Below are 16,528 nucleotides of genomic sequence, written 5' to 3'. Positions count from 1 at the left end.
CCCCCCTCTCGTGCTGATCCGTACGCCGGCTCATCGGGTGCCGTCCCGCCACCGGCCGGTCCGTTCCCGGGCGGCCCGCAGGTCGGCCCGGACCAGTCGGCCCACCGGCTCGACGAGGCGGTGGGCCAGGGCGTCCAGGTGCCGCCGGTCGAAGCCCCGCAGCAGGGCCTCCGGGTCCAGCCCGGGGTCCCGCTCCGGGGCGGTCCCGGTCCCGGTGGTCGCGGTGGCCCCGGTGGTTCCCGTGGTCCCGGTGGCGGTCCGCCGCTGGACGACCCCGGCCGCCGGTGGGGCGGCCCGCCACGTGGGCCCGCCGTCCTCCGCCCGGCTCCCGGTGCCGGGCGTCGTCCCGGTGCCGGTCGCCGCGTCCGGTCGGGCCGTGGCCCGCTGGAGGACCGCCGGTGCGCCGCCGGAGGGGCCGGTCGCCGTGGTCGTCCGCCGCGCCGGGCCAGTGGCGTCGTCCGGTCCGCCGGCCGCCGCCGGGCCCACCGCCCGCCGCGTCGGCAGCGGTACGCCCGCGAAGCCGGCCTGCCGCCGCGACGTGCCCGGCGACCCGTGCGGTGCCGGGGTGGCCGGCCCGGCGAGGAGGAGCACGGGAGCCGAGCCCCGCCCGGCGCTCGATCCACCGCCCGCCCGTTCGCCCGGCCCTCCCGGCCTGGCCCGGTCGTCGGGCCCGGTCCCGCCGGACCCGACCGGGCCGGGCCCGCCCGGTGTCCGACCGCCCCCGGCCCCGGCCGACCCGCCCCCGCCGGCCGGTCCCGGCCGGTGCCGACCGGCTCGGGCCGGGTTCCCCCCGCCGTGCCGTCCGTCGGCCGTGACCGCCGGACGGGGCGTGCCGCCCGTGCCGGCCCGGGGGGACCGCTGGACGGCGACCGGGCCGCCGGACGACGGTCCCGCCCCGCCGGACGGCGCTGCGGAGGCCGGGCCGGGGTCGTCCGCCCCGCGCGTCCGCCAGGTCACCGGCACCCCGGCCCGCGCGCCGGCCGGGGCCGCAACGGCTGGCTCCGGTGCCCCGGTCACCAGGGACAGCTCGCGTTCGGCCAGCAACGGGACCCGGGCACCGGCCGGCGCGCCCCGTGCAGGGGAGGCGGGCGGCGCGTCCTGGGCAGCGGGAGCGGGCGGTGGGTCCTGTGGAGCCCGGGCCGTCGGCGCGGCGCGGGGCAGGGCCGGCGCGGGCGGCGGTGCGTCCTGCGGGGCGAACCCGGCGGGCGGTGCGATGCCGGCCGGCGACACGTCCTGCGGTGGCGGGGTGGGCGGCAGCACGGCGCGGGCGGCGGCACCCGGGCCGGAGCTGCCGGCCGGGGCGACCGCCGTCGGCGGGCCGGCTGCGGCCCCGGGCAGGTGCGCGGGCCGCCACCGGAGCCGCTGCACCACCGGCCGCGACGAGGCCCCGGCGGCACCCCCGACCGCGCCGGCGAGCGCGGGCCGGACCGGCGCACGCGGCGGTCGGGGCAGGGCGCGGCCCGGGTCGTCCCCCGCGGCGCGACGCGGGCCGGCCGTCGGGGCCGGCGACGGCCGGGTGCCCTCCGCCGGGGTGGTCGGCGTGCTGGCCGGGGCCGGGAGCACGGGCGGAGGGGGGCCGCCGGCCGGGGCGGGGTGCGGTCGAGCGGCACCGCCCCCGGGGGCCACGACCGATGGGGCGTCGGGCGGGGAGGCCCCGCCCCGGGCGGCGTCGGGCGGGAGCGCGCCGGGGCGGGCCGGCGGGGTCGGGCGTACCACCGGGGGTGGACCGTCTGCGGGCAGCGACGGTCCCAGGCCCGCGCGAACGGGCCGACGCTCTCCGGGGCCGGCCGACCGACGCGGATCGCCGCCCGACGGGGCGTCCGGGCCGGCGCTCGGGGCGGCCGGCTCCCGGGCGGCCGGCGTGCGCTGCACCGTCGGCGGGAGGCCGGAGGGCTCCCGGCCCGTCCGGCTGCCGGCGGTGGCACCGGGGACGGCCGGCCGCCCGGCCGCGCCGGGCCGGGCGGTCTCGGGCAGCGCGGGCAGCGGTTCGCCGAGGCCCAGCCGGCCGGCACGGCGCACCGGCGGCGGCCCGCCGTGTCCCCGAGGAGCTCCACCGGGGACGGCGGGCGGCACCGGCCCGCCGCCCGGGGGGTCCGACGGTAGGTCGCCGGCGGGTGGAGCCGTGGCACCCGGTCGGCTGGACGGCGCGCTGCCGGCGGCACCGCCGGGCGGCGGGCCGGTGCGCTGGGCGGCGTCGGCGGGTGCGGGGTCGGGGGCGGCCGGAACGGTGCGGGTCCGGCCGCCGGTCGGTGCGGCGGGGCCGGCGGGGCGCGGCGCGGCGGCCGATGGGCCACCGTCTGTCGGAGGGGGGACGGCGGTCGCCGGCGCGGGCGGCGCGGCCCGCTGGATCGTGACCGGCGGACGGGCCGGTACGGCGGGGCGCGGCGAGCCGGCCAGCCTGCGGAGCGGGCCCGGCGACGGCGCGGTGACCAGCGCCCCCGCCCGTGCCGCCGACGCGGTCGTGGACGGCTTCGGGGCCGCCGCCAGCGGCAGGCCCGCAGCGCCCGCCGGTGCCGCAGGGCCCGCCGGTGCCGCAGCGCCCCCCGGCGTCGCAGCCGGCTTCGGGGCCGGGGCCAGGGGTGGGGCCGCCGCCAAGGTCGGGGCCGACGCCGAGGCCGGCACCGGAGGCCGGGCCACCGAGGGCGCGGCCGTCGCCGGCTGCGGTGCCGGCGTCACGGGCGGGACCGGCGCACGCGGCGGCACGGTCGGCGCGTCCACGCCGGCGGGGGCCGGCTCGGCGGCCGGGCGGCCCGCACCCGGGTCGCCGGCGGGGAGACCGGCGACCCTCCGCTGGACGGCGGGCAGGTGCGGAGCCGGCCGCCCGGCGTCCGGCCGGGCCGGGCGGGGCCGGGCCAGGTCGTGCACGACCCCGAGCGGCGCCTGGCCGCTGACCAGGTGGTCGAGCGGCGTACGCAGGGTCGGGTCGCGGTAGGTGGCGAGCCGGTCGGTGAACCGGGGCAGGTCGGCGACCTGGAGCGGCCCCGTGGACACCGCCCGCCGCAGCGGCGGCAGCGCCCGCCACCCGGGATCACCGGCAGCACCGGTATCGGCGGCGGTGGTGGGCGGCGGCGTCGGGCCCGTCGGCCCGGCCGGGGCGGAGGACGGGCGGGCGTCGGAGGCGGGGCCCGCCACCCGGGCGCGGGTGCCGGCGGCCAGCCGCCGCATCCTGTCGCGTAGCCCCATCGCGCCTCACTGACCTTCGTTCATCCGGGTGTTGATGCGGGCGATCTCCGCCACGTACCGGGCCCGCTCGGCGTGGGTGAGGTCGAGGATCTCGGTACGCGGCCAGTGGAAGTGGTAGGCGACGTACGAGACCTCCTCGTGGAGCCGGTCGGCCCCGTACGTCACGATTCCCCCGGGCGACCACCGGCCAGGTCCACCTCGAAGACCGACTCGCACGCGGGGCAGGTGACCTCGGCGAGGGTGTGCCCCTCGGCGTTGATCCGCCGGTACAGGTCCTGGAGGAACGCCAGGTCGGAGGCGAAGAGGCGTTCGACGACCTCCGCCCGCACCTGGGTGATCGTGCCCAGCCGGGTGACCACCAGGCTGAGCAGCACGATCGACAGGTACGCCGGGTTCTGCTTGACCCGCAGGTCCACCAGGGGCGCCAGCTCGTCGCGGGCGGTCGCCAGCCGCATGCTGCCGTCCCGGTGCACGGTGCCGTCCTCGTCGACGTACCCCCGGGGCAGTTGGAAGGTGAACTCCGTCTGGAGCCGGACAGGCGCGGCCGGCGCGACCACCGGCGCGGCGGCCTCCTGCGGGCCGGCGGCCGGGTCGACGAGGGTGTCGAGGCCCCCGGCCGAGACACCACGGCGTCTCATTGCGCGCTGATCTCCTCGTAGACCACGGTGACCTTCTCGGTCGCCGCCGTCGGGTCGCCGGCCTTAAGCCCCGGCCCCTCCCACTTGCTCACCCAGGCGTTGGACAGGTCGAAGCGCCGCGTCTCGGACTTGTCGGCGTTGTTGAGGATGATGCTGATGTTCTGCCGGGCCGCCTCCACCGCGCCCTTCAGGAACGTCTCCTTGATCCAGTCGGTGAAGGCGCTGCTCTTGTCGAGCCCCCGGGTGATGGTGACCTCGCCGGCCTTCCGGGCCCCCGGGATCTTCCGGATGATCAGCTCGCCGGTGGCGGTGACCGACTTGACCTCGATCGAGTCCAGCTCGACGGTCAGGCCGCTGACCTCCTGCACCAGCTCCACCTGGATGCCGCCCAGCTCCACCTGGAAGCTGTGCACGATAAGGGTGTCACCACTGGCCATCGTGGCCGCCTTTCGTCAGGGTTGGCCCGGTCAGTCGCTGACCAGGCTGGTGCTGTCGGAGAACTGCGCCAGCCGGAAGACGACGAACTCGGCGGGCTTGACCGGGCAGATGCCGATCTCGCACACCACCTGGCCCCGGTCGATCACCTCCGGGGGGTTGGTCTCCTGGTCGCACTTGACGTAGAAGGCCTCGGCGGCCGTCGCCCCGAACAGGGCGCCCCGCCGCCACTCCTCGGTGAGGAAGGCGGTGATGTTGCGCCGGATCGTGCCCCACAGCCGCTGGTCGTTCGGCTCGAACACCACCCACTGCGTGCCGAGGAGGATGGACTCCTCGACGTAGTTGAACAGCCGCCGGACGTTGATGTAGCGCCACGCCGGGTCGGAGGAGAGCGTGCGCGCGCCCCAGACCCGGACGCCGCGCCCGGGGAACGCCCGGATGCAGTTGACCCCGATCGGGTTGAGCAGGTCCTGCTCGCCCTTGGTGACGTTGTTCTGGAGGTCGACCACGCCCCGGACCACCTCGTTGGCGGGGGCCTTGTGCACGCCCCGCTCGGTGTCGTTGCGCGACCAGAGGCCGGCGAGGTGCCCGCTCGGCGGCAGGAACACGGCCCGGCCGGTGCTCGGGTCGAACACCTTCACCCAGGGGTAGTAGAGGGCCGCGTACCGGGAGTCGTAGCCGGCCTCGTCCTGCCGCCAGGCGCGCACCTGCTGGGCGGTCAGCTCCGGCGGCGGGTCGAGCAGGGCCATCCGGTCGCCCATCTGCTCGCAGTGCGAGATCAGGGCGAGCTGGGCGGCCTTCACCGCCTCCAGGTCGACGACCCCCTGCTGGTACGCACCCATCAGGTCCGGCGCGGCGACCATGGTGATCTCGTCGATGGCCTCCAGCCCGGCCAGGCCGGTGCGGGAGTCGACATCCCCGGCGAACTCGCCGGCGGTGAGGGCGGCCGGCACGGCGTCGCCGGGGGCGGTGGCCGGGGCCAGGGCGACGGTCTGGTTGGCGGGCCGGGCCAGCGCGTTGGCCGGGCCGACCTCCTCCATGGTGATCAGGTTGGACCGCTCGCGGACCTGGCTGACCACCGAGGTCTTGCTGTTGCGCCGGAACGAGCCGTCGTACTCCTCGACCGCCTGGCCGTCCCGGTGCACGACGAGCCGGAACCGGTCCTCGCCGGCCCCCTCGCCCTCGACGTCGGCGACCTCCACGGTGATCTCACCGCCGCCGCCGCCGGTCGGGAGGGCGGCGACCCGGAACGTGCCGAGCGCTGACGGCTCCCCGGCGGGCAGCGCCTTCTGCCCGCCCCGGCCGCCGGTCGTCCGGCCGGTCGACGGGTCGCCGATCCGCACGACGTAGCAGACGCCCCCGCCGTTGGCGAAGTACCCGTACACCGCGTGCGCCAGGTAGGCGCCCTCGACCATCCCGCCGAAGAGCTGGACGTACTGGCTCCAGTTGGTGACCAGGGTCGGCGCGTGGAAGGGCCCCTTCTCGGCGAACCCCAGGAAGGCGGTGACCGCGGTCCCGACGCCCTCGATGGGACGCGAACCGCTCTGCACCTCCTCCACGTACACGCCCGGGGACAGGTACGTCGGCATGCAAGCTCCTCTGCCAGGTCGGCGGACGCTGGCCAGCCTGCTCGGCCGGGGAGCCGGCGGGAAGGTCCCTACGGGCCGCGCGGGGGCAGACTCCCGCCCCGCAGGGGCAGGGGCGCGGGTGCCCGCCGGACGTGCGCCGTCCGGCGGGCACCGGGCAGGCAGCGGGCCCTGGGCCTGGCCGCGCGCACCTCGACCGGGCGTCCCGCCGGGGCTACCGTGAGACGCCGATGCCCGCCCGGGATCCGATGCCCGCGTGGCACGAGGAGGCCCCGACATGCGTCCCCCACGGTCCGGCCAGCACTCCGGCTCCCGCGACGACTCCGAGCGGGAGCGGCAGCAGCAGGTGCGCCCCGCCCCGCCCGCCGCCCGGCGCGTCGCCGGGCCCGCACCGGCCGGCGGCACCGGCCCGGGGGAGGCGCTCAGCCTGCAACGGACGGTGGGCAACCGGGAGACCGCCCGGCTGATCGAGCAGGAGCGGCACACGCACGGCGCGGGCTGCGGCCACGACGTGCCCGCCGTGCAACGCTCCACCGCGCCCGAGGTGCTGCGCGGCGGCGGCCGCCCCCTCGACGAGGCGGTCCGCGCCGACATGGAGGCGCGGCTCGGGGCGGACTTCTCCGACGTGCGGGTGCACGACGACGCGGCGGCCCGCACGTCGGCGGCGGAACTGGGCGCACGGGCGTACACCTCCGGCAGCCACGTGGTGCTCGGCGAGGGCGGCGGCGACCGGCGCACCCTGGCGCACGAGCTGACCCACGTCGTCCAGCAGCGCCTCGGCCCGGTCGCGGGCACCGACGACGGCAGCGGGCTGCGGGTCAGCGACCCCGACGACCGGTTCGAGCGGGAGGCCGAGGCGACGGCGTCCCGGGTGATGGCCGGCGACGCCGTCCACCTGGGCGGCGCGGCGGCCACCGGTGCGGTCGCCGCCGGCGGGCCGGCCACGGTGTCCCGCTCCGCAGATGCGGCCGGCCCGATCCAGCGGTGGTACACCGGCGAGGACCACGCCCGCCTGGCCGGCAACCGGAGCCCGGCCTACGACGAGCGCGTCAGGGACGCGACCACCCAGGCCGCCGTCGCCGACTTCGTCAACGGCCTGACCCGCAACCAGCTCGGCTGGTACGAGGACACCGACAGCATCCCCGGCACCCGGCAGGCCCTGATGGACGCCAGCCCCAGCCGCACCACCACCGATCCGTGGACCGACCAGATCATTCAGATGTGGCAGTGCGCGTCCTGCAGGAACGGCGTCGGCTACGCGGGCGTCGACCTCGGACACAAGGTCGACTGGCGGGCCTACCTGCACACGAAGGGCGTGCTGAACCTGGCCGAGGCCCGGGCGGCGTACAACGACCTGGACAACCTCCAGATCGAGTGCGCCACCTGCAACCGCAGCCACGACTTCGAGCGCAACTCGCAGGGCTCGTTCCGGGACGGCGGGGCGGCATACTCGTCGGAGCGCAGCAGCGACCGCGACTTCGTCGTCTCCGACAGCGCCTCGCTGTCGGGCGGCTCCGCGACGGGCACGCCCCCGCGCACCGGGTCCCCGATGGACGAGGGCTGACGGCCCGGCCGGCGACACCGGCCGGAGCCGACGAGCCTGCCGGAGCCGACGAGCCGGCCCGCCCGCTTCCCGTCAGGCGCGCCGGGCCCCCGCCCCGCCGCCCGGCGCGACCCGCCCGCCGTTCGCCGGCCCGGCCGGCAGGACCAGCCGGCCCAGCTTGCGATACTCGCGCCGGGCGGCGGCCGTCACCATCGCCATGGTCACCGGGCCGCCCGCCGCGGCGGCCAGGTAGCCGGCGCTGACCGCGCAGGCCCGGATGCCGCCCCCGCTCAGCTCGAAGTCCAGGGCGCACCGGTCCAGGTCGACGTCGGCGGCCCGGGGCAGCTCGGTGCCGAGGCACCGGTCCCACAGCGCCCGGCGCTGCGCCACGTCCGGCACCGGGAAGTCGACGATCACGTCGAGCCGGCGCAGGAACGCCTCGTCCAGGTTGGCCCGCAGGTTCGTGGTCAGCACGGCCACCCCGTCGAACGACTCCATCCGCTGCAACAGGTACGCGCTCTCCAGGTTGGCGTACCGGTCGTGTGCGTCGCCGACCTCGGAACGTTTGCCGAAGATCGCGTCCGCCTCGTCGAACAGCAGCACCCCGTTGACCCCGGCCGCCTCGGTGAAGATCCGCTCCAGGTTCTTCTCGGTCTGGCCGACGTACTTGTCGACCACCGTGGACAGGTCCACCACGTAGAGGTCGAGCCCCAGGTCGGCGGCGACCACCTCGGCCGACATCGTCTTGCCCGTGCCGGAGTCCCCGGCGAACAGGGCGGTCACCCCGCGCCCCCGGCCCCCGCCGGGGCGCAGCCGCCACCCGCCCAGCACCTGTTCGCGGTGCCGCACCCGCAGCGCCAGTTCGGCGAGCTGCTCCCGGACCGGGGCGGGCAGGACCAGGTCGTCCCAGCCGACGGCGGGCTCCACCCGCCGGGCCAGCCGCTCCAGCGCCGCCGCGTTCTGCGAGCGCACCCCCGCCCGTACGTGCCGCGGGGCGACCCGGTCGACGCCGTCGAGGACCGCGTGCTGCGCCGCCGCGACCGCCGCCCGCCGCACCTGGCCGGGCGTCAGCACGTACGCGGCCAGCTCCCGCTCCGGGTCGACGTCGGCGGCCAGCCCCACCGGCCGTCCGGCCAGCGCGTCCCGCCACAGCCGGGCCCGGTGCGGCGCGCCGACCGGGGCGGCGGTCACCAGCAGCGGGGACTCCTCGGCCCAGTCCGGATCCCAGCGCAACCGGCCCGTGAGCAGCACCGGCACGGGCAGCGCCGTGAGCCGGCGCAGGAGCCGGGCGTGGGCCGGGCCCGCCGCCGGGTCCAGGGCGTCGACCGGGCCGGCGACGAGCCCCGCCCGGCGCAGCCGGGCCTCCCGGACCACGGCGGCGAGGGACTCCGGCGGCGTCGGGTCGCCGCCGAGCGCGTCGAGGTCGAGGAGCAGGACCGACCAGCCGGCGGCGGCGAGGGCGGCGCAGGCCAGCCCCTCGGCCGTCCCGCCGGGCTCCTCCCGCAGGTAGGCCAGCCGGTCACCGGCGCGGATCGCCGCCGCCAACCCGCCGACCGCCGACCGACCCCGTTCCGGCTCCGGGCCCGGCCCGTCGGGCGCGACCCCGGGCGGCCGGCGGAGCAGGCCGTCGGCCCGCCCGTCGGCGGCGTCCGAGCCGAGCAGGTGACCGGTGACCCGGTCGGGGACCCGCAGGGTGCGGGTCAGGAAGGGCCGGTCGGCCTCCTCGACCAGGAGCAGGCCCCCGGCCACCAGCGGCCCGTCGGGGGTGAGCCGCGCCCGCCCCGGCCCGGCGACGGGGGCCACGCCGCAGAGCGACAGGGCCAGCCCGGTCGTGGCCCGGGGGCGGGTCACGTCGTCGTTGAGGTAGCCGTAGAGCTTCTCGTAGCGCCGGTCCAGGTCGGGCAGGAGCCCGATCAGCAGCAGCTCGACGTCCAGCGGGGTCAACGCGAAGTCCGCCGCCAGCTCCGCCAGCGGCACCCGTGCGCCCGCCGCCCGGGCCTGACCGGCCCACCGGTCGGCGGCCGCGACCGCCTCGGCGGCGATCTCGTCGGGGGCGGGCGGGGCGGGACCGTCCACGAGCCGCCAGGCGTCGTCGTCGGAGACCCGTAGCCCGCGCAGCGGGTCGTCCGGGGCCGGGTCGGCCGCCCGCGCGGCCAGCACGGCCCGCCGGACCCGCTGCTCCACCAGGAACAACCGGGCCCGCAGGTACGCGGTGCCGGGCGGCTCGGCGCGTCCCGCCGCCGGGCCGGCGACCGAGGGGCCGCCGGTCGGCGTCTCACTCGCCGGGCCACCGGGGCCGGGGCGGGCATCCGTGCCGTTCACGGAGCCCTCGGCGGCACGTCGGGCATCCGCGTCGACGGTGGCGGTCACCGGCGGTCGCCCCGGATCGGCCCGCCGGTGCCCTGCCGGCGCTGCCGCTCGGCGGCGGTGCCCCGCGCCCGGCGTATCCCGACGGGGGCGACGCCGTCGGCGGGATCCGGGTGGCGCAGCCGCCGGGCCTCCACCTCCACCGCCGGCCCGCCGCCGGTCCGGTCCCCGGCGCGCAGCCGGAGCCCGTCGGTGACGGGCTGGGCGGCGAAGGTCGCGGACGCCGCGATCGGCGTGGTCACCACCAGGTCCAGCGACGGCTTCAGCGAACCCCCGAGGGCCGACCAGATGTCGGCCAGCCCCCGGTCCCGCGACGGCGGCACCGCGACGCTCATCGGCACGGTCAGGCCCAGCGCGGCCAGCCCGCCGACCAGCCGGGACGGCGGCAGCACGTCGTGCACGACCAGCCCGGCCAGCAGCACCGACAGCAGCCGGTGCTCGTCCTGCGGCTGCGCCGTCCAGGCCGTCACCAGGTACGACAGGGCGAAGTACCGGGGCGGGCGGTGCTCCGCGACGACCGCGCCGTCGGAGTCGTACTCCTCGACCCGGCCCTCCCGGCGGTGGGTCAGCTCCTCGCGGACGTCGTAGAGGAACAGGTTCACCGTCGGGGCGTTGCGCCGGGCCTCCCACTCCCGGGTCGGCGCGTCGAAGGCGAGCTGCACGTCGGTGCCGGCGAGCATCTCGTCGGTCAGCAGCGCGTGCAGCGCCTCGTCCACCTCGTGGATCATCGTCGTCCCCTCACCAGCCGCGGAACAGCAGGCCGGGCGGCTGCTGGGCGGGCAGGACCACCCGGAAGTCGGCGCGGACGGTGCCGAAACCCGGGCCGGTGGCCAGGATCCGGCGGGGCCCGAGCTGGTCGCGCGGCACCACCAGCAGCTGCGCGGCGAACGTGCCGTCGGCCGCCGGCACGGCCGGGTTCGCCGCCGAGGTCAGGCCGACGTCCCAGGCCAGCCGCACCGCCACGCCGGGCGGGAAGTCGATGCCCCGCACGGAGGTGACGAAGCCGGGCGGCCCGATGGCCGGCACGGCGACGATCCGGGGTTGCAGCACCCGCAGCGGCGCCTGGGTGGTGTCGTCGAGACCGCCGTCGGCGGCCACCGTGCCGCGCACCGTCGTCGCCGTCGCCTCGTCCGGGGCCAGCACGAACTCCAGGGACCGGCCGGCGCCCGGGGCGAGGTCGGGGACCGGGCAGGAGGTCGCGGTGCACCCCGCCGGCCGGGTGCGCACCGGCACCCCGGCCGGCAGGGCGGGGGTGATCCGGACCCCGGTCGCCGGCCGGCCGCCGGTGTTGCGGACCGTGTAGGTCACCGTGACCGTCCCACCCACGTACGCCGGGACGGGGTCGACCGTGACCGTGATGTCGAGGCCCGCCGGCGGGGGGCCGGTGGGCGGCGGGCCCGTCGGCGTCGGCGTGGCCGTCGGGGTCGGCGTGGCCGTCGGGGTGGCCGGGGGCGGGGTGGTCGTCGGCGGCGGGACCGGGACGACCGTCACCGGCACCGACGTCGTGTTGTCCGAGGGCCGGGCGTCGGCCGTCCAGCCCCCCACCGTCCACTCCAGCGGGTACGTCCCGGCGGTCACCCCGGTCAGCTCCACGCGGACCCGCACCGTGTTGCCCAGCCCGACCGGCCCCAGGTCGCAGCCCGGCGGGGCGAGCTGGCAGGAGCCCACCTCCGGCGTCAGCGCGGTGACCCGGACCCCGGCGGGCACCCGCAGGTCGAGGCGGACGTTCGCCGCCGGGGTCGGCCCCCGGTCGGTCACCGTCAGCGTCAGCGTGGTGCGTTCGCCGATCCGCACCGGTGCCGGCGGCTGCTCGACGGCCGTGGCCAGGTCCACCGACCGCTGCCAGGTCGGCTTGCGGTGCCGGCCGGGGAACTCCCAGGTCAGCCCGTCGAAGACGGCGGTGTCGAAGTCGTACGTCTTGACGTACTCGGGGCTGGCCGGCTCGGTGTACCGGCGCGAGTTGAAGGCGAGCCGGTGCCCGTCCGGCGACCAGGCGACGTCGCGCGGCCGGTGCGGCCCGTCCGGCGGGGCGACCAGCGGGCCGGCGCAGCCCACCCCCGGGGTCTGCGGCGCGAGCACCTGGCAGTCGTCGCCGTCGGTGCCGGTGACGACCAGCCCGTCGGGGCCCCGGCCGAACGCGATCCGGCCGCCGTCCGGGGAGAAGCTCGGGCCGTAGTCCGCCCCGACACACCCGGGGCAGCCGGCGTCGGTCAGGTCCCGCTGCCCGCTGCCGTCGCGGGCGTCGACCGTCCAGACGTGACTGTCGGCCGCCGCCCCGTCCGGCTGGCCCCGCACCAGGGCCAGCCTCGACCCGTCCGGCGACCAGGCCGGCTGGCTGTCGGAGCGGTCCGGGTCGCCGCCCGACCCGACGGTGAGCAGGTGCTCCCCGGTGGTCACGTTCGCCACCACCACCCGGCTGGGCCCGCCCGGCCCGGCGAGCGCGTACGCGACGCGGGTGCCGTCCGGCGACCACACCGGGTCGGTCTCGATGTCGGTGTCCCCGCGATCGGCGAGGGGAAGCAACCGGGGATCGCCGCCGTCGGCGTCGACGATCCAGAGGCGGGACACCCGGTTGCCGCCCACGGTCTCGAACCGGTTCACCACGATCCGCCGGCCGTCCGGCGAGTAGTCGGGGCGGGCCGTCCACGGGTCGCCGTCGACGGGCCGCCACAGCAGGTCCGGGTCCGTCGCCGCCCCCGGGTCCTCCCGCAGCACGGTCAGCCCGAGGTCACGGGGGTCGGTGGCGTCGGGGCGGACGTCCTGCAACGTCACCGTGTACCGGTCCGGCGCGCTCGTGCGGCTGACCACCAGCACCGGCGTGCCCGCACCCGGCGGGACGTACCAGGCGGGGTCGCCGACGAGGCGGTCCTCGGCGAGGCGGAGCACCGCCTCGCACGGGCACCAGTCGGGGCGCGGCACCCCCGTGTAGACCAGGTCGGCCGCCCCCCGCGTGCCGTCGGCGGTGGTGCGGCTCAGGAACGCCAGGGTCGTCCCGTCCGGCGACCAGCTCGGCTGGTGGCTGTCCCACGACGGGGCGAGCAGCAGCCGGTCGTCGCCCCCGACGGTGTTGATCAGGTGGATCTGCCGGGCGGCCGGGTCCTGCGGCGCGGCCGTGTACGCGATCCGGTCGTGCGTCGGGTCCGGGTCCCACGCCGGCTCCCCGGCCCCCTCCGGCCGGGCGGTCAGCGCGGTCACCGGCCCGCCGTCGACCGACGCCCGGTGCACCTGCGGCACGCCCGCGTCGTCGCGCCGCTCGAACGCCAGCGTCGTGCCGTCGGGTGACCAGGTGGGCCGGCGGTTGTCGTTGGTGCCGTCGGTGACCTGCCGCAGCCCGGTGCCGTCGACGCCGACCACGAAGATGTCGTGCCAGCTCCCCACGCCCTCCCGGGTCTGCTCGAACGCGACCCGGGTGCCGTCCGGCGACACCGTCGGCGAGCCGGCCACCTGCGCCGGGTCGTCGACCAGGCAGGTCGGCTCCTCCGCGCCGCGGCGCACCCAGAGCTGGGCCAGCTCCGACGCGCGCCGGCTGACCCAGACGACCACGTCGCCCGTGGCGGAGACCTCGTCGTCGAAGTGCGCCGGACCGCCGCCGAACAGCGGCGGCGTGGTCGCCTCCGCCCCGGTGCCGGAGACCACGCCGATGCTGCGGTGCCCGGTGCCCAGGTAGGCCACCCGCAGGTCGGTGACCGGCGGCAGGTCGGCCGGCTCGGCGTACGACGCCCGGTCGGGCGGGACGGCCAGCGCCCACGCGCCCAGCAAGGCGGCGACCGCCGTCGCGGCGGCGACGAGGGGGGACCTTCGGGTGGGACGCAATCGACACCTCGACGGGAGACGGCGGGCGGCCACGTCGCGCACGGCCCAGAGGGCCATCGTGGCCGCCCGCCACCGCCCGGCACAGGGACCGCCGGCCAGGGACCGGGGCAGAACCTCCGCCGGTACGGGCAACGCCCGCCGCACCGGCGGCCCCGGTCCCCCGCCCGGCCGGCCCCGACACGGCCCGGCCCCGGCGCGCTCAGATCAGGTCGTGCCGCAGCGCGTACGCCACCGCGTGCGCCCGGTTGCGCAGGTGCAGCCGGGTCGTCATGCCGTGCACCACGTTCTTCACCGTCCGCTCCGAGTACGACAGCTTCGCCGCGATCTCCCGCGTCTCGAACCCGTCGGCGACCAGCCGCAGCACGTCCACCTCCCGCGAGCTGAGCCCGCCCAGGCTCAACCCGCGCGGGTCGAGGACCTCCCGCTGGAGCCGGCGCATCTGGTTCAGCAGCCGGCCGAGCAGGTCGGCGGGGACGCTCCCCTCGCCCCGCGCCGCCGACAGGATCACCTCGACCAGGCGGCCGGCGGACGCCTCGCCGCGGCGTACCACCCCCACCACCCCGCACTCGACGGCGGCCGACAGTTGGGCGTCGTCGATGGTGGCCGGCACCAGCACCAGCCGGTTCTGCTCCCGGCGCAGCCGCCGCAGGACCTGCGCCACCGGCGGGGTCAGGCTGTCCACGACGACCAGGGTCACCGCCGCGTCGGCGGCCTCCGCCTGGGCCAGGACCCTGACCTCGGGACGACCGGTGAGCTGGCCCGTCACCCCCGTCCACGAGATCGGATCGGTCGCGTGCACGTAGACCGGTATCCGCTGCATCCTCGCCTCCTCTCCCCGTGCCGACGGTCCGCGCGCCGCCGGCACGGCGAGTATGGGTGCGCTGTCTTTGCGTGTACTTAACGTCGCCCGGCGGGCAGCGACCTCTGCCCGTCGTCGTACCCCGATGGCCCCTGACAGGCCCCAGTGGCGCTCCTACGCTCCAGCAGATGCGCGCATCGGCGAATCTGGCCAGCACCTCCGTGAGCGTCGCCCCCGGCGGCGAGGTCGAGGTCCCGGTCACCGTGCGGAACGCCGGTGACACGGTCGAGGCGTACCGGTTCGAGGTCCTCGGCGTGCCGGACGAGTGGGTGACCGTGCAGCCGCCCACCCTCAACCTCTACCCGGCGGGCTCGGACACCGTCACCGTCACCTTCCGCCCGCCCCGCTCCGCCCGGGTGGACGCCGGCGACCGGCCCTTCGGCGTCCGGGTCATCCCCGCCGAATACCCCGACTCCGCCGTGGTGGAGGAGGGCGTCCTCACCGTCGAGCCGTTCACCGAGCTGGCCGCGCAGGTGCAGCCGCCGTCGCGCAGCGGGCTGCGCGGGGCCCGCTACCGCATCGACACCGACAACCTCGGCAACCTGACCGAGCAGGTCGGCCTCGTCGCCGCCGAGGGCACCGACCAGGTGACGTTCGCGCTGCCCGCCGAGCCGGTCACCGTGCCCAACGGCACCCGCGCCGAGACCCCGCTGCGGGTACGCGCCCGCCGGCTGCTGTGGTGGGGCGCACCGAAGGAGTACCCGTTCGTCGTCGAGCTGCGCGCCTCGGACGGCCGGGCCCGCGGCCTCGACGCCGTCTTCGTCCAGCGCCCGGTCATCTCGGCGGGCCTGCTGAAGCTGCTGGCGGCGCTGCTGGCCCTGCTCCTGGCGTTGCTGGCCCTCTGGTTCGGGTTGCTGCGCCCGCAGGTGGAGACCGCCGCCCGGGAGGCGGTGGAGGCGGAGCAGGCCCGGCAGGTCGCGCAGGGCGAGCCGGTGCCCAGCGCCGCACCGAACCCGGCCCCGACGACGGCCCCGCCCGGCGCGGACACGCCGGGCGGCGGCACCCCCGGCGACGGCAGCACCGACGGCAGCGGGGTGGGCGGCCCCGCCGGTGCCGGTGGCCTCGGCGGGGAGCAGTTCTCCGTCGCCATCACCTTCCGCACCAGCCCCAACGGCTCGGCGGAGCGCGGCTACACCGTCCCGGCCGGGAAGACGTTCCTGCTCACCGACTTCCTGGTCGACAACGTGCAGGGCGACGAGGGCACGCTGACGGTCACCGCGAACCAGGTGCGGGTCGTCACCTACGCCCTGGAGAACTTCCGCAACCAGGACTACCACTCCGTCACCCCGATCCGCGTTCCCGCCCGGGGCCGGGTGACCCTCACGGTCGTCTGCCGCCGCCCCGGCACCCCGGCCAACGCCCCCCGGGCCACCACCTGCCGCGAGTCGCTCTACCTCAACGGCATCCTCAGGGACAACCCCGACCCGGAGGACTGAGCCCCGCGCTCCCCGCCGCTCCCGTCGTACCCCGTGGGTCAGGTCCGGGTGCCCGCGGCCCGGCGGGCGCGCTCGGCCCGCCGCCGCACCTGCTGGTACGCCCCCGTCAGTCCCATCGCCCGGCGGACCTCGACCAGCGTGCGCCGCACCTCGGCCCTGGTCCGTTCCGTGCCGTCGACGATGAGCTGGTCGACCAGGCCGGGCTCGGCCTCGATCCGGGCCCGCCGCTCGCGGATCGGGTCGAGGAACCGGTTCAGCGCCACCGCGAGCTGCTCCTTGACCTCGACGTCGCCGACCCGCCCGGCCCGGTACCGCTCCTTCAGGTCCGCCACCTGCGCCCGGTCGGCGTTGAACACGTCGTGGTACGCGAACACCGGGTTCCCCTCCACCGTGCCCGGCACGTCCGCGCGCACCCGGTTCGGGTCGGTGTACATCCCCATGACCGCCCGGCGGACGGTGGCCGCGTCGGCGGAGAGCGAGATCGCGTTGCCCAGGCTCTTGCTCATCTTGCGCTGCCCGTCCGTGCCGACCAGCGACGGCGTCTCGGCGACGATCGTCTCCGGTACGGGGAAGACCTCCCCGTAGAGGTGGTTGAACCGGCGGGCGATCTCCCGGGTCACCTCGACGTGTGCCGCGTTGTCCTTCCCGACCGGCACCACCTGCCCCTT

12 protein-coding genes (1 of these 12 only partly in view) are annotated in these 16,528 nt (G+C 77.8%); 2 read left to right on the top strand and 10 right to left on the bottom strand.

All coding sequences use genetic code 11. The features are described from left to right. Positions 1-30: 30 nt before the first annotated feature. From O7633_RS17330 to O7633_RS17310, 5 genes are read right to left on the bottom strand one after another with little or no spacing between them, the layout of a single operon-like run. On the bottom strand, positions 31-3,183 hold the full coding sequence (locus tag O7633_RS17330) for a hypothetical protein (protein WP_282323150.1): 3,153 nt from the start codon (positions 3,181-3,183) through the stop codon (positions 31-33). 6 nt (positions 3,184-3,189) lie between these two features. Further along, complete coding sequence (locus tag O7633_RS17325; RefSeq protein ID WP_176734857.1) at positions 3,190-3,348, bottom strand: DUF6760 family protein; 159 nt, start codon at positions 3,346-3,348, stop codon at positions 3,190-3,192. Further along, a complete protein-coding gene (locus O7633_RS17320) occupies positions 3,345-3,821 on the bottom strand; it encodes a hypothetical protein (protein WP_282323149.1) in 477 nt (158 codons plus the stop codon). Before O7633_RS17320 ends, O7633_RS17325 begins: the two co-directional genes overlap by 4 nt. Next, entirely contained in the window at positions 3,818-4,258 is a 441-nt protein-coding gene (locus O7633_RS17315; RefSeq protein WP_043960741.1) for a phage tail protein, read from the bottom strand. Before O7633_RS17315 ends, O7633_RS17320 begins: the two co-directional genes overlap by 4 nt. A gap of 30 nt (positions 4,259-4,288) precedes the next feature. Beyond that, positions 4,289-5,845, bottom strand: a complete 1,557-nt coding sequence (locus tag O7633_RS17310; RefSeq protein ID WP_278129998.1) for a phage tail sheath subtilisin-like domain-containing protein — start codon at positions 5,843-5,845, stop codon at positions 4,289-4,291. Between the two features lie 274 nt (positions 5,846-6,119). Between O7633_RS17310 and O7633_RS17305 the strand changes: the two genes are divergently transcribed. Beyond that, positions 6,120-7,406, top strand: coding sequence for a DUF4157 domain-containing protein (locus O7633_RS17305; protein WP_282323148.1), 1,287 nt, complete (start codon positions 6,120-6,122; stop codon positions 7,404-7,406). 72 nt (positions 7,407-7,478) lie between these two features. Here the strand turns inward: O7633_RS17305 and O7633_RS17300 are convergent, their stop codons facing one another. The 4 genes from O7633_RS17300 to O7633_RS17285 all read right to left on the bottom strand — a co-directional run bounded on the left by O7633_RS17300 (position 7,479) and on the right by O7633_RS17285 (position 14,385). After that, positions 7,479-9,755, bottom strand: coding sequence for an ATP-binding protein (locus O7633_RS17300; RefSeq protein ID WP_282323147.1), 2,277 nt, complete (start codon positions 9,753-9,755; stop codon positions 7,479-7,481). Further along, a complete protein-coding gene (locus O7633_RS17295; protein WP_282323146.1) occupies positions 9,752-10,480 on the bottom strand; it encodes a DUF4255 domain-containing protein in 729 nt (242 codons plus the stop codon). Before O7633_RS17295 ends, O7633_RS17300 begins: the two co-directional genes overlap by 4 nt. A 10-nt stretch (positions 10,481-10,490) precedes the next feature. Next, a complete protein-coding gene (locus O7633_RS17290) occupies positions 10,491-13,565 on the bottom strand; it encodes a hypothetical protein (protein ID WP_282323145.1) in 3,075 nt (1,024 codons plus the stop codon). A gap of 199 nt (positions 13,566-13,764) precedes the next feature. After that, positions 13,765-14,385, bottom strand: coding sequence for a response regulator transcription factor (locus O7633_RS17285; RefSeq protein ID WP_074474905.1), 621 nt, complete (start codon positions 14,383-14,385; stop codon positions 13,765-13,767). 167 nt (positions 14,386-14,552) lie between these two features. Between O7633_RS17285 and O7633_RS17280 the strand changes: the two genes are divergently transcribed. Further along, the gene (locus O7633_RS17280; protein ID WP_282323144.1) at positions 14,553-15,860 is read left to right on the top strand and encodes a hypothetical protein; all 1,308 of its coding nucleotides are present in this window, start codon (positions 14,553-14,555) and stop codon (positions 15,858-15,860) included. A 38-nt stretch (positions 15,861-15,898) separates the two neighbouring features. Here the strand turns inward: O7633_RS17280 and trpS are convergent, their stop codons facing one another. Further along, positions 15,899-16,528, bottom strand: partial view of a tryptophan--tRNA ligase gene (gene trpS / locus O7633_RS17275; protein ID WP_282323143.1) — the 3' portion only. The gene runs 429 nt beyond the window's last position; 630 of the gene's 1,059 nt are visible here — the last part of the coding sequence; its start codon lies off the right edge, out of view; its stop codon occupies positions 15,899-15,901.

The organism is Micromonospora sp. WMMD712 (genome assembly GCF_029581295.1).
Taxonomy (GTDB): Bacteria; Actinomycetota; Actinomycetes; order Mycobacteriales; family Micromonosporaceae; genus Micromonospora; species Micromonospora carbonacea.
The sequence above is the reverse complement of the archived record's forward strand: the minus strand, read 5'-3'. Positions and strand labels throughout refer to the sequence as shown.